The sequence below is a fragment of the Janthinobacterium sp. GW458P genome (genome assembly GCF_002127585.1).
Classification (GTDB): Bacteria; Pseudomonadota; Gammaproteobacteria; order Burkholderiales; family Burkholderiaceae_D; genus Janthinobacterium.
In genome coordinates this window covers 1-12,817 of record NZ_NEGZ01000038.1, presented here as the reverse complement: position 1 = coordinate 12,817, position 12,817 = coordinate 1, and the positions used below count along the sequence as shown (strand labels likewise).

General features: G+C 65.7%; 12 protein-coding genes. 3 read left to right on the top strand and 9 right to left on the bottom strand.

Features of this window, described 5'->3' with window-relative positions; genetic code table 11:
- The first annotated feature begins 72 nt into the window (after positions 1-72).
- The 3 genes from hemE (at position 73) to CBW50_RS19115 (ending at position 4,403) form a co-directional block, all read left to right on the top strand.
- On the top strand, positions 73-1,158 hold the full coding sequence (gene hemE, locus CBW50_RS19125) for a uroporphyrinogen decarboxylase (protein WP_086147027.1): 1,086 nt from the start codon (positions 73-75) through the stop codon (positions 1,156-1,158).
- Between the two features lie 885 nt (positions 1,159-2,043).
- The gene (locus CBW50_RS19120) at positions 2,044-3,714 is read left to right on the top strand and encodes a sensor histidine kinase (protein ID WP_086147026.1); all 1,671 of its coding nucleotides are present in this window, start codon (positions 2,044-2,046) and stop codon (positions 3,712-3,714) included.
- Positions 3,714-4,403, top strand: a complete 690-nt coding sequence (locus CBW50_RS19115) for a response regulator transcription factor (RefSeq protein WP_226936354.1) — start codon at positions 3,714-3,716, stop codon at positions 4,401-4,403. Before CBW50_RS19120 ends, CBW50_RS19115 begins: the two co-directional genes overlap by 1 nt.
- A 3-nt stretch (positions 4,404-4,406) precedes the next feature.
- Here the strand turns inward: CBW50_RS19115 and CBW50_RS19110 are convergent, their stop codons facing one another.
- From CBW50_RS19110 to CBW50_RS19070, 9 genes are read right to left on the bottom strand one after another with little or no spacing between them, the layout of a single operon-like run.
- Positions 4,407-5,624, bottom strand: a complete 1,218-nt coding sequence (locus CBW50_RS19110) for a pilus assembly protein TadG-related protein (RefSeq protein ID WP_086147025.1) — start codon at positions 5,622-5,624, stop codon at positions 4,407-4,409.
- A gap of 31 nt (positions 5,625-5,655) precedes the next feature.
- Complete coding sequence (locus CBW50_RS19105) at positions 5,656-6,060, bottom strand: TadE/TadG family type IV pilus assembly protein (protein WP_157792440.1); 405 nt, start codon at positions 6,058-6,060, stop codon at positions 5,656-5,658.
- Between the two features lie 28 nt (positions 6,061-6,088).
- Positions 6,089-6,544, bottom strand: coding sequence for a TadE/TadG family type IV pilus assembly protein (locus CBW50_RS19100; protein ID WP_086147023.1), 456 nt, complete (start codon positions 6,542-6,544; stop codon positions 6,089-6,091).
- Positions 6,534-7,466: a type II secretion system F family protein gene (locus tag CBW50_RS19095; RefSeq protein ID WP_086147022.1), complete on the bottom strand. Its 933-nt coding sequence runs from the start codon at positions 7,464-7,466 to the stop codon at positions 6,534-6,536. The genes CBW50_RS19100 and CBW50_RS19095 overlap by 11 nt, the downstream gene beginning before the upstream one ends.
- 22 nt (positions 7,467-7,488) lie before the next feature.
- The gene (locus CBW50_RS19090) at positions 7,489-8,463 is read right to left on the bottom strand and encodes a type II secretion system F family protein (protein ID WP_086147021.1); all 975 of its coding nucleotides are present in this window, start codon (positions 8,461-8,463) and stop codon (positions 7,489-7,491) included.
- Between the two features lies 1 nt (position 8,464).
- On the bottom strand, positions 8,465-9,763 hold the full coding sequence (locus CBW50_RS19085; protein ID WP_086147020.1) for a CpaF family protein: 1,299 nt from the start codon (positions 9,761-9,763) through the stop codon (positions 8,465-8,467).
- Between the two features lie 14 nt (positions 9,764-9,777).
- Positions 9,778-10,935, bottom strand: coding sequence for an AAA family ATPase (locus CBW50_RS19080; RefSeq protein WP_086147019.1), 1,158 nt, complete (start codon positions 10,933-10,935; stop codon positions 9,778-9,780).
- 11 nt (positions 10,936-10,946) lie between these two features.
- Positions 10,947-11,231: a hypothetical protein gene (locus tag CBW50_RS19075; protein WP_086147018.1), complete on the bottom strand. Its 285-nt coding sequence runs from the start codon at positions 11,229-11,231 to the stop codon at positions 10,947-10,949.
- On the bottom strand, positions 11,224-12,678 hold the full coding sequence (locus CBW50_RS19070; RefSeq protein ID WP_086147017.1) for a type II and III secretion system protein family protein: 1,455 nt from the start codon (positions 12,676-12,678) through the stop codon (positions 11,224-11,226). The genes CBW50_RS19075 and CBW50_RS19070 overlap by 8 nt, the downstream gene beginning before the upstream one ends.
- Positions 12,679-12,817: the final 139 nt, after the last annotated feature.

The window sequence follows — 12,817 nt, the reverse complement described above, 5'->3', positions numbered from 1 at the left end:
GGCACCGGAATCAATGAAATGGCGGCGATTGGATGCGATAATACCGCTTCTCCCAGCTATTGATTGCCTTCCATGCCACAATTTGCTCCGCTCCAGAATGACACTTTCCTGCGCGCCCTGCTGCGCCAGCCGACCGAGCACACCCCCGTCTGGCTGATGCGCCAGGCAGGCCGCTACCTGCCCGAATACCGCGCCACGCGCGAGCGGGCCGGTTCCTTCCTGGGCCTGGCAAAGAATCCCGATTACGCCACGGAAGTGACCCTGCAGCCCCTGGAGCGCTTCCCGCTGGACGCGGCCATCCTGTTTTCCGACATCCTGACGGTGCCCGACGCCATGGGCCTGGGCCTGTATTTCGCCGATGGCGAAGGTCCGAAGTTCGAGCGCCCGCTGCGCACGGAGCAGGACGTGAAGGCATTGCAGGTGCCGGACCTGGCGTCGCTCGACTATGTCTTCAAGGCCGTCACGCAGATCCGCACGGAACTCAACGGCCGCGTGCCGCTGATCGGCTTTTCCGGCAGCCCGTGGACCCTGGCGTGCTACATGGTGGAAGGCGGCGGCTCGAAAGAGTTCCACACCATCAAGAAGATGCTGTACAACCGCCCGGACCTGATGCACCACATCCTGGCGATCAACGCCACCTCCGTGGCGCAGTACCTGAATGCGCAAATCGATGCCGGCGCGCAAGCCGTGATGATTTTCGATTCCTGGGGCGGTGCGCTGGCCGATGGCGCCTACCAGGAATTTTCGCTGGCCTACATGCAGCAGGTGGTGGCGCAGCTGAAGCGCGACAAGGATGGCGTGAAGATTCCCGCCATCGTGTTCACCAAGGGCGGCGGCCAGTGGATCGAACAGATCGCCGACATCGGCGCCGATGCCGTGGGCCTGGACTGGACCGTCAACCTGGCGCGCGCGCGCCAGCTGGTGGGCCATAAAGTGGGCTTGCAGGGCAATCTCGACCCGGCCATCCTGTTCGCCAGCCCCGAGCAGATCCGCGCCGAAGTGGCGAAAGTGCTCAACGCGTTTGGCGCGCCGTCGGCCGGCTCGGGCCACGTGTTCAACCTGGGCCACGGCATTTCCCAGTTCACGCCGCCGGAATCCGTGGCAGCGATGGTGGAAGCCGTGCACAGCATGAGCCGCGCCATGCGCAGCGGCCAGTAAGCGAGCGCACGGCACCCGGCAGCGCCGCGCGCGCCCGGGCAGAAGGCAGGTTTTCCACAGGAAGCCTGCCTTTTTCTTTGGTGCCATGCAACATGCCATACCGACTTATGCACAATTTTTTTTGCTGCGGAAATAACAGGCAGTGGAAAACCCCTGCCCGGGGAGTGCCGGCAAGTAATTGATTCTTAAGAAGAAAAAAATCTTCCCCAGAGCGATCCTTGCCATAATTGGCAAGGTTGTTCTTCCGCCCGGCAGCTTTATCAGTTCATTGTCCACAAAGTTATCAACAGATTCTGTGGATAAAATTGAAAAGTAATTTGTTAACGGGGGCTTAGCGTGGGAATTCAGGTTTTACTTGAATGTCATGTTGCACCGCATGATATTTGAACAATATTTTGCGCCGACGCTGCGCCGTGCGGCTGGCCTGCCCGGCAAACGCCTATTTTGTTCCTGGGGCGTAAGAAATACATTGATTTGAGTCATGCAAATGGCGTCTATTCTTGTGTGAAAAATTCATGAATAGCTCAGTTATGCACAGACCTGGAGAAAGTCAGGTGTTTTTTTCTCTCCCGGGCAGTGATTTTTAAGGCATTGATTTTAAAGGATTAAATTTTATTTCGTGCCCCCCTTGACGGCGATCAAAATTTTCTATCCACATTATTCTGACAGTTAATTTTGCTTTGTCCACAAAGTTATCCACAGAATTATCTTCAGGATGGGGCGCTGTTTTTGCCTGGGTAAAGGAGTGCGGATTTTCCGGTAGACAAACACTAGTTCCGTGCGTACACTCGACGATTGCAAAGAAAGCAATTTTGCAGATTTGTGCACAGTGGCAAGCGTAACGCTGTGCCCTGTCTTGATGAAATCCCCTAGCGCGGAGGTGCGGTGAAGGACGAAAACGCATTCAGCGTGCAGTTGACGAGCGATACCGCCGATGCTGCCATGGTGTGCGGCATCCGCCTCTTGCTGGCCGTGTTTGCAGTCGTCATCTGCGTCGTCAATCCGGGCGGCGACGTCCATCTGAGCGACCTGGCCACGGTCGTGTGCGGCGCCTACGCGCTGCACAGTGCGGCACTATTTGCCCTCATGCAAATTCGCCTGTCCAGCATGCCGGGCAAGGCCATCTACTGGTATGACGTGGGCTGGTTCGGCCTGATCGTCTATTACAGCGGCAGCAGCAACGGCTATGTCTTCCTGCTGTTCTTTTTCGCCATCCTGGCCGCTTCGTTCCAATTCGGCTTTCGCGAAGGCTCGCGCGTGACGCTGATGTCGGCCGCCGCCCTGATGCTGGTGGCGCTGCTGGCGCAGGCCGCCGAGCAGCGCTGGCATTTGCTGTGGTGTACCAGCTTCCTGCTGGCGCTGGGCCATCTGATCGCCTACTGGGGCGGCATGGGCCTGCAGCAGAAACGCCGCCTGGCCCTGCTGCGCGACGTCAGCCGCCTGTCGAATCCCCGCTTCGGCATCAACCATTCGCTCTCGTCCGTCCTGGAGAAAAACCGCGTCTTCTTTCGCGCCAGCAGCTGCATCCTGGTGCTGCAGGATGGCGACTCGGACAAATGGCTGCTGCGCACGGCGACGGCGGCCAATGCGGGCACGTCGATCGAACCGGTGCGCCTGTGCGCGAGCGCCATGCCGGCCCTGCTGGCCTTTTCCCCGGAACACAGCGTGCTGCATGTGCGCCCGCGCCTGACGTGGTGGCCGTGGATGGGCGGCACGCGCGTGCTGGGACGCGGCTGCAGCAAGTGGCGGCGTTTCGGCGGCGATGCGGGCGAGCGCCTGGTCGAGCTGCTCGAGGCGCGCGCCTTCGTCAGCGCATCCTTGCGTTTGCGCAAGGGACAGGGACGCGTGTACCTGATGTCGGCGCGGCATGGCTTCAGCAAGGCCGATGCGCTGTTTCTCAAGCATATCGTGGCGCAAGTGTTTCCCATGATGGAAAACATCGAATTGCTGGACCGCCTGGCGTCGGAAGCGGGGCAGCGCGAACGGCAGAAAATCGCCTGCGACCTGCATGACAGTACTTTGCAGCCGTATATCGGCTTGCGCCATGGCATCAGTGCCGTGCGCCAGGCGGCCGCGCCGGACAACCCCCTCATCGACGACCTCGACAAGCTGCTGGCGATGGCCACCGAAGTGGTGGGCGACATGCGCCACTTCGTCAAAAACCTGAACAGCGGGCAGTTGCGCAAGGAGCCCGAATTGCTGCTGGCCTTGCGGCGCCAGGCGGAGCAGGTGCGCCAGTTCTATGACATCGACATCGCCCTGCGCGTCTCGCCCGCCATCGAAGTGAGCGACCGCCTGGCGGCCGAAGTGTTCCAGATCGTCAGCGAAGGCATCAGCAATATCCGCAAGCATACGCGCGCGCGCCATGGCACGATCGACGTCGATTGCAGCAATGGCTGGCTGCAGATCCTGATTGAAAACGAGGGCGATGGCGCGCCGGCTGCGCCCTTCACGCCCTCGTCGATCGCCACGCGCACGGCGGCGCTGGGCGGGCGCCTGCTGGTCAAGCGCCCCGGCGATGGCGGCACCTCGCTGCAGATTGCGATTCCCCTGTGATGCCGGCCGCGAGCGCGCCCGCATGCGCCGGGCAGGCGATCCGCGTGATGCTGGTCGACGACCACAAGACCATGTTGTGGGGACTGGAAAAGCTGATCGAAGGCACGCCGGAAATGTCGCTGGTGGGTTCGGCAGGCGATGCCGAGACGGCGCTGGCGATGGCGGCTTCGCAGCGGCCGCATGTCATCGTGCTGGACCTGGACCTGGGCGGTTCATGCTCGACCGATATCCTGCCCCAGCTGCTGGCCGGCGGCGGCACGCGCGCGCTGGTGCTGAGCGGCACGCGCAGCCAGGAATTGCTGGGCAAGGCCGTGCGCGCCGGTGCGCGCGGCGCGCTGGGCAAGGAAGCGCCGGCCGAGCTGCTGCTGCATGTGATCCGCAAGGTGCACCTGGGTGAACTGTGGCTCGAGCAGACCCTGCTCGGCTCCCTGCTCGGCGAGTTGCTGGCGCCCAAGGCGCCGCCGCCGCACAATCCCGAAGACGCGCGCATCGCCAGCCTGACGGCCAAGGAGCGCAAGATCGTCGGCATGATCGTCGATGGCAATGGCGCGCTGAACAAGGACCTGGCGCAGCGCGCCTTCATCGCCGAGCACACGCTGCGCAATCACCTCAGTTCGATCTATCACAAGCTCGGCGTCGGCAACCGCCTGGAGCTGTACGTGTACGCCACGCGCCACAAACTCGGTTGAGCGCTACTCCGCAATGGCCACGCGCGAGCCCTGGTAAGCCTCGTTGTACACGGGTTTGCTAAATTCCGACAGCATGCCGCCCGTAAACGACATCGTATCGGCGATCAGCATCAGGTAGGGCCGGCCCTTGAGACCGCCGCTACCCACGAGGTTCAGCGCCGAGGACGGGAAATACAGGGTGCCGGCCAGCTCGCCGCTGACGCCGCCCGTGATCTCGTTCTTGCCTGTGACCTTGTCGCGGTCGCCATAGAACAGGATGCCGGCCATGGGGCCCGTTTCCGGCGCCGCCAGCTTGAGCACGCCGCTGCCGCGGATGCTGACCGCTCCCTGCGTATAGAAGGCCACGCCGTCGCCGTGCAGGTTGACGGCGCCGTCGACCGTGAAGCCGCCCTTGAGCACATAGACGCCCGGGGTAAAGTTGACCGTGATGCCGCCCGACAGATTGATGCCGTCGGGATACACGCCGGGCCGCAGGGTGTGCGTGCCCGTGCCCTTCAGCGTGCCGTTCGCCTGCGTGGCGCCGCCCGGCGGTGGCTGCAAACGCGCCAGCGGGTCCAGGCGCGCCGCCTGGCCGACCTGTGGCGTGGGCAGGAAGGCGCTGCCGCCGTCGTGCCGGTAGCCGGGCGCCTGCACGCCGATGCTGTCGGCGCGCACGGTCATGGCGCCGCTGGCCGTCAGGGTATTGGCCGTGCTGCCATTGACGAACATCGCACAGTGTTCGCCCGTGATCTCGCCGGCTCCCGTGACCGTCATCGCCTCGCTGACGTTCTTGCCGTTGAGGGCCAGGAAACAGGTGGCGTCGGGCCGCGCGCCGGCCACCGCGCGCGCCTGCACTTCGACCGCGCGGAAGCCGAACAGGCCCATGAAATGCGTGGGCACGGCTTGCGTCAGCTGCACTTCCACATAGCCGGGGCGCGCCGCCTGGGCGCCGGCCAGGGGCGGCAGGTGCACGCTGGTGCCGCTGGCGGCAAAGCCGTTCAGGGCCGCATCCTGCTTGCCCGCCGCGACGATGTCGGCCAGGCTGGCCTGGCGCTGCATTTCCAGCGCGGCCGAGACGGCGCCCGCATCGGCCGCCGTCTGCATGCGCCGCTTGACGAGATACAGCATGCCGCTGTCGCCCGCCAGGCCGGCAAAGCCGATCAGCAGCGGCAGCAGCAGCGCCGTGGCAACGGGGATGCTGCCGCGCTGGCGGCGGGAACGCAGGGGAGTGGACAGGCGCATGGAATACCTCGCTTCGGCGGATTGGGAAATGTCATTGGGAAATCATCATGCTGGCCGAACTGCGCAGCGGAATGCTGAGCGAGCCGACCATGGCGCTGACGGGATGGAAGCGGTAGCTGGCGCTGACGGTGACGATGCTGCCGGGCGCGTTGTCGCCGCCATCCCAGCTGACGTCGATCGTGTCGAAGCGCAGGCCGACGGCGTGCGCCGCCACCCGCCGCTGTATCAGCTCGCGGGCGCGCTCGCGGCTGTAGCGGCCATCGGTATTGCCCAGGACGCTGCCATAGCGCGCGCCTTCGCGGCTGGCCTGCGACAGGGTGTTGTAGTTCCATACCGCCAGCGCCAGATTGACGATGGCAAACGTCAGCAGCAACAGCAGCGACAGGGTGAGGGCGAATTCGACGGCAAAGGAGCCGCGCTGGCGGATGGGAGGCATGGCGTGATCGTTTCCTTCAGTAGGGCGCCTAGCGCAGGCGCGCCGTGGCGCTGTGCTGCAGCCGCAGCGGCGCCGCCAGCCCTGGCAGCAGGGGATAGCCGGCATCGGCCAGCACGTAGCTGGTGCGCACTTCGACATAGGTCCACGGCGCGCTGGCATAGCCGGGACACTTGCCGTTGCCGGCATACGGGCTGCCGTCGGCGCAGCGCTGGCGTATGGTCACGTCGGGCATGGCCATGCCGGGCGCGTCGTGCAGGGCGTCGCGGCGCGCGGCGGCGGCGATGCGCGCCGTGTCCTGCGTCTGGCCGGCCTGCGCGAACTGCACGCCGGCGCGCGCCGCACTGACCAGCGCCATCTGCAGGTAGTACAGCCGGCTCATGCCCGCGATGCCGAGGAAGATCAGCATCAGCAGGGGCATCAGCAGGGCCAGTTCGACGGCCGCCACCCCTTGCTGGCGCACATGCGCGCGGGCCTTAGCCGGCATCGCGCAAGGCCGGCAGCAGCAGGCGGTAGATTTGCAGGAAGGCCGGTCCCATCAGCACCACCAGCAGCGAGGGAAAGATAAAGAAAATCAGCGGAAACAGCAGTTTCAGGGCGATTTTCGCCGCCTGCTCCTCGGCCCCCTGGCGCCGCCTGGTGCGCAGTTGTGCGGACTGCACGCGCAGCGAGGCGCCGATGCCCGTGCCGAAGCGTTCGGCCTGGATCAGCATGGTGACGAGGGCGTCGACGTCTTCCACGCCCGTGCGCAAGGCCAGGTTGCGCAAGGCTTTTTCCTTGTTGCTGCCGGCGCGCAGTTCCAGAGTGACGAGCGTCAGTTCTTCGCTCAGCACCGCGCTTTTCAGCACGATTTCGGCGGCCACGCGGGCCAGCGCCGCATCCATGCCCAGACCCGCTTCGACGCAGACCGTCATCAGGTCCAGCGCGTCAGGAAAATTTTCGAAGATGTCGCGCTGGCGCTGCTTGACCATGTGCGCCAGCGCCACGTTGGGCAGGTAATAGCCGGCGGCCATGGCGATGAGCAGGCACAGCACCAGCGTGCTGCCGCCTGACTGATGCAGCAGGAAGAAGACGGCGGCCGGCAGCGCCAGCGCCAGGGTCGTCTTGGCGGCGAAGAACAGCAGCGGCGCGGCGTTCGAGCGCAGGCCCGCGTGCATGAAGCGGCTGCGCAGCGGCGAGCCTTCCCAGTTTTCGGCGGGCGAGGACAATTTGCCCAGCGGTACGGCCAGGCGCAGCAGGCGCGCCAGCCAGCGCCTGCCGCCGGCCTTGCGCCCTGGCGCATGCGCTTCGGCCAGCGCGGCCAGGCGCGATTGCAGGGTCGGCGAAGCGAACGGGCGCAGCAGCAACAGCATGGCGCCGAAGGCGGCGCAAAAGGTCAGCGCCAGGAACAGCAATTGCAGAAAACTCATGACCATCCTTTCGGGAAAAATCTCAGATGCGAATGCGCGTGACCTTGCGAATTATCAAAATACCCAGCGCCATCATCACGCCGGCCGTGGCCAGCATCTTGCGTCCGCCGCTGTCCAGGTACAGCACGCTCAGAAAATCGGGATTGGTCAGCTGCATCATCAGCGCCACGGCAAACGGCATCAGCCCCAAAATCCATGCCGACATGCGGCCCTCGGCCGACAACACGCGGATTTGTCCCAGCAGCTTCAGGCGGTCGCGGATGATGGCGCTGATGCTGCCCAGCAACTCCGACAGGTTGCCCCCCGTTTCGCGCTGGATCAGCACGGCGACGACAAAGTAGCGCAGGTCGGTGCTGGGCACGCGGCTGGCCAGGTTGCCCAGCGCATCGCTCATGGCCACGCCAAAATTGACTTCATCGAAGACGGCGCGAAATTCGCTGCCCAGCGGCGCCGCCATTTCATCGCCGACCATTTTCAGCGCCGTGGGAAAGGCGTGGCCGGCGCGCATGGCCCGCCCCATCAGGTCGAGCGCATCGGGCAACTGCTGTTCGATGCGCCGGAGCCGTTGCTGCTGCGCGCGGCGCAAGTGCAGCAGGGGCAGCGCGGCGCCCAGCGCGCCCAGGCCCGCCAGCAGGGACAGGGGCAGCCCCAGCAGCGCACCCAGCAGCAGTCCGCCCAGCAGGCTGGCCAGGCACCAGCCCAGCAGCTGGGCCACCGTCTGCTGGCGTCCCGCCTGCAGCAGCAGGCGGTCCAGCACGGCCGCCGGCGGCAGCGCCTGCAGCGCGCGCTGCAACAGCGGATGGCGGGCCAGCAGGCGCTGCTTGCTGATCGACAGGGCGGGATGGCTGTCGGCGCTGCCCCTGCTGGCATTGCGCACGCGCTGCGCCACGCGCCCGGGCGCGCGGTTGCGCATGCCGCGCCAGGCCAGGTAGACGCCGCTGGCCAGCAGCAGGGCGGCGCTGAAGACCAGGGTGCCGAAGAGGAACAGGGAGGCCATCTCAGCGTCCCTGCCGCGTCGGTTCGAACAACTGGGCCGGCACCGTGATGCCGAACGTGTGCAGGCGTTCGAGGAAGCGCGGCCGGATGCCCGTCGAGGAAAAATGCCCGAGCACGGTGCCGCCGTCGCCCACGCCCGTCTGGCGGAAGCTGAAGATTTCCTGCATGGTGATCATGTCGCCTTCCATGCCCGTGATTTCCTGGATCGAGGTGACCTTGCGCTTGCCATCCGTCAGGCGCGACACCTGCACCACCACGCCGACTGCCGAGCTGATCTGCTGGCGCATGGCCTTGCTGGGCAGGCTGGCGGCGGCCATGCTGATCATGTTTTCCAGCCGCGTGATGGCGTCGCGCGGGGTATTGGCGTGGATGGTGGCCATCGAGCCTTCGTGGCCCGTGTTCATGGCGCCGAGCATGTCGAGCGCCTCGCCGCCGCGCACCTCGCCCAGGATGATGCGGTCGGGACGCATGCGCAGGGCATTGCGCACCAGCGCGCGCTGCGTCACCTCGCCCTTGCCCTCGATATTGGGCGGGCGCGTTTCCAGGCGCACCACGTGCGGCTGCTGCAGTTGCAGCTCGGCCGCGTCTTCCACCGTGACGATGCGCTCGGTGGCGCCGATGAAGCCGGAAATGACGTTGAGCATGGTGGTCTTGCCGCTGCCCGTGCCGCCCGAGATCAGGATGTTGATCTTCGCCTTGCCCAGGCCCTGCAGGATTTCCGCCATGCCCGCCGTCATGCGGATCGACATCACGGGGCCGTCGATGGCCAGCGGCGGGATGATGGCGTTCACGCGCGAGCCGTCGGGCAGGCGCGCATCGACCATCGGGCTCGATTCGTCGATGCGGCGGCCCACGCGCGAGACGATCTTGTCGATGATTTTCATCAAATGCGCGTCGTCGCTGAAGCACACGTCCGTCAGCTCCAGCTTGCCGCGCCGCTCCACGTACACGCGCTTGTGGGTGTTGACGAGGATATCGGACACGCTGGGGTCGGCCAGCAGCAGTTCCAGCGGCCCGAAGCCCAGCATTTCGTGCTGGATGTCGCGCGTCAGGTTCTTGCGTTCGAGCTCGTTGATGACCACGGCCTCTTCTTCCAGCAGGCGCTCGACCAGCAGGCGCAGCTGTTCGCGCACCTGCTCGGGCGCGAGGCGCTGCAGGTTTTCCAGGTCCACGCGGTCGAGCAGGATGGCGTGGATGCGCTGCCTGAGCAGCTGGTAGGCGCGGTTGTCGATGGCGCCGGCGCGCTGGTGCGTGTGCAACTGGCCCAGCCGTTCGCGGATCGGGATGGTGACTGCGTTCATGGTGTTGTCCTTGCTCAGGCGCGGCGCAGCAGCCGGCCCAGCCAGCCGTCCTGCGCGGCGATGGGGGCCGCGCCGCTCAGGCGCCGGGCGAATTCCTGCAGCGCCCGCGTGATGGGGCTGGCGGGGGCCAGCTGCAGCACGGGGATGCCCTGGTTGACGGAGGCGGCCGCCGCTTCATAGTGGTTGGGCACGGTCATGTAGACATCGCTGCCGTAGGCCGTCACCAGGTCGTACACGCTGATTTCGCTGCCCCTGTCGTGGCGGTTGACGACCAGGTGGATTTTTTCCATCGGGTAGTCGAGCGACTGAAAGACGTCGAGCAGGCGCTTGCCGTCGCGGATGTAGGGCAAGGTGGTTTGCAGCACGGGAAATATCATGTCGGCCTGGTCCAGCGCGCGGATGCTGATCGCATCGAGGCTGCGGCCGATGTCGAGCACGATGAAGTCGTAGTGCTGGCGCGCCAGCCTGAGGATGGCGTCCACGTGCTCCGGCTTGACGTCGTTGGCCAGCGTGGGGTCGTCGGGCGCGGCCAGCACGCCGTAATTGGGCAGGACATTGAGCATGCTCGAGGCCAGGAACGACGGGTCGAGGCGGTGGATCTGCTGCGCCACGTCGGCCAGCGTGGCCAGAGGTTTCTGGTCGGAAACAAACAGCGAGGCGTCGCCGAACTGCAGGTTCATGTCGATCAGCGCCACGCGGCTGTCGCCCTGCGCCGCCAGCGCATAGGCCAGGTTGGTGGCGAGGAAGGTGGCGCCGCTGCCGCCCTTGCACGAGATAAAGGCCAGCAGCTTGCCGTTGGCGTCGCTGCGCCGCTGCAGTTTTTCCTCGATGCGTTCGATGGCCTGGTACAGGCAGCCGGGCGGGGCCGGATAATCGATCACTTCGCGCACGCCGGCGCGCATGGCTTGCAGCAGGAAATCCGGCGTGTGGTGGCGGCACAGCAGGATGAAGGCGATGCGCGGCTGCTGGTTGCCCAGCCGTTCCACGTTGTCGAGGTCGCCAGCTTCGATATTCGGCTGGTCGACGATCACCACGTCCGGGGCGCTGCCCGCGGGCAGCCTTTTCAGCGCGCCGGCCAGGGTGTCGACCTGGTACGCGGGGTTGCGGCTGCGCAACAGCGCGGCGATGCCGGCCAGGCTTTTTTCATCTCTCGATATGACGGTGATGTGCACGGTGGCCCTCCCTAGCGCTTGCTGACGCCGATGGTCAGCTCCTGCGCCGGCGCCGGCGGGCTCTGGAACGAGTCCTGGTAGCGCTGGAAGGCGGCCACGCCGGCGCCGCCGTCGATGCCGCCGCGTGCGGCCAGGCGGCTTTGCTCGCGCGCGGCCGCGTCCGGCTGCAGCACTTGCCGCGCGTGCGCCTGCCGCACGCTGTCGCCGAACTGGCTGTCGAGCCGCGGTGTCTGCTGCACGCAGCCGCCCAGCGCGGCGGCGGCCAGCAGGGAAAGAAAGCGGGGAAAATCAATCATGTTGCTGCTCCGGTTGTGTTGCGGCCGCCGCCGTGGCGGGCGGCGCCCTTCCTTCCATTTTTCCGCGGATGAAAAAGTCGGCCCGCGACGGTTCCACATAGCCATCGGTGGGCAGCGGCGGCACGGCCGGCAGCGGTTTCACCAGGTGCGGCGTGACAATGAAGACCAGCTCGCTGCGGTCGCTCTGGAAGTCGCTGCTGCGGAACAGGGCGCCCAGCACGGGGATCTCGCCCAGCATGGGCAAGGCCTTGATATTCGTCGTTACATTGTTCTTGATCAAGCCGCCGATGGCGAAGCTCTGGCCATCGAACAGTTGCACCGTGGTGGCCGCGCGCCGCGTGGTGAACGAGGGCAGCAAGGCGGTGGCATTCGTGCCGCCCGCGCTCAGGCCGATGCCGTCCTTGTTCAGTTCGGAAACCTCCGGCGCCACCTTCAGGTTGATGCGTCCGCCATCGAGCACGGTGGGCGTGAATTTGACGGCCACGCCATATTCCTTTTCTTCCAGGGTGATGGTGGGCGTGCCGCCACTGTTGTTCTGGCTGACGGGAATGAAGACCTTGCCGCCGGCCAGGAAACTGGCTTCCTGGCCGCTGATGGCCATGATGGTCGGTTCGGCCAGGATTTTCACGAGGCCGTCGCGCTTCTGCGCGTCGATGCTGACGAAGTTGCCATTCTTCTTGTTGAACGCCTCGATCAGGCTGCGGTTGCCGCTGAGCAAGTTCGACAGCAGCGAGTGCGTCCAGTTGCCGACTTGCACATTGACGCCCAGGCTGGCGCCCAGCTGGTCGACGAGGCTCTTCGACACTTCGGCGATCTTCACTTCCAGCATCACTTGCTGGGGCGCGGCAATGGCCAGCATATTGATCACCTTGATGCCGGCGCCGCTGGCGGCAGGCATGGCGGCGCCAGCCGCGCCCGAGGCGCCGGTGCCGCTGGCGCGCTCCGCGTACGATTGCGCCAGGGACAAGATCTGGCTGGCCTTGACGGCGTCGGCCACGGTGCCCGACAGGACCAGCGTGTCGGCCGCCGCATGCAGGGCGATCTGCGTCTCGTCGGGGAACAGCTGCGTCAGCTGCAGGCGCAGCGCCCCCGTGTCGATGGTCACGCCGAGGTCGATGATGGTGGCTTGCTTCGCGCGGTCCCACAGGATCAGGTTGGTGGTGCCGGGACGCTTGCCCAGCAGATAGACTTCGCTGGCATTGAGCAGGATCACGTCGGCGACGGCGGTGTCGCCCACGGCCAGGCGGCTGGCCGCGAACGGCAGGCGCAGCAACTGTGATTTGCCGGCCGACAGGCTTACCAGGCGGGGCAGGATGGCGGCGGAGGCCGCTGGGGCCGCTGTCGCCTGCCGGGCCACGTCGGCCTGCGTCTTGGGCGTCCTGGCGGCGGCTGCCTGGCCCGGCAGCAAGCTGGCAGCCAGGGCCAGCAGCAGGGCCGGGTGTTTCATGATGTGTCTCAATTGCTTCCCCAATCTGTACTGGAATGCGTGTGTGGAATGGTCATCGGAGTTGCTGGGCGCTGCGCTCCAGGCCCTTGATGACTTCGATGCGCTCGCCGGCCGCGCGCGCCGGCGGCACTGGCGCGGC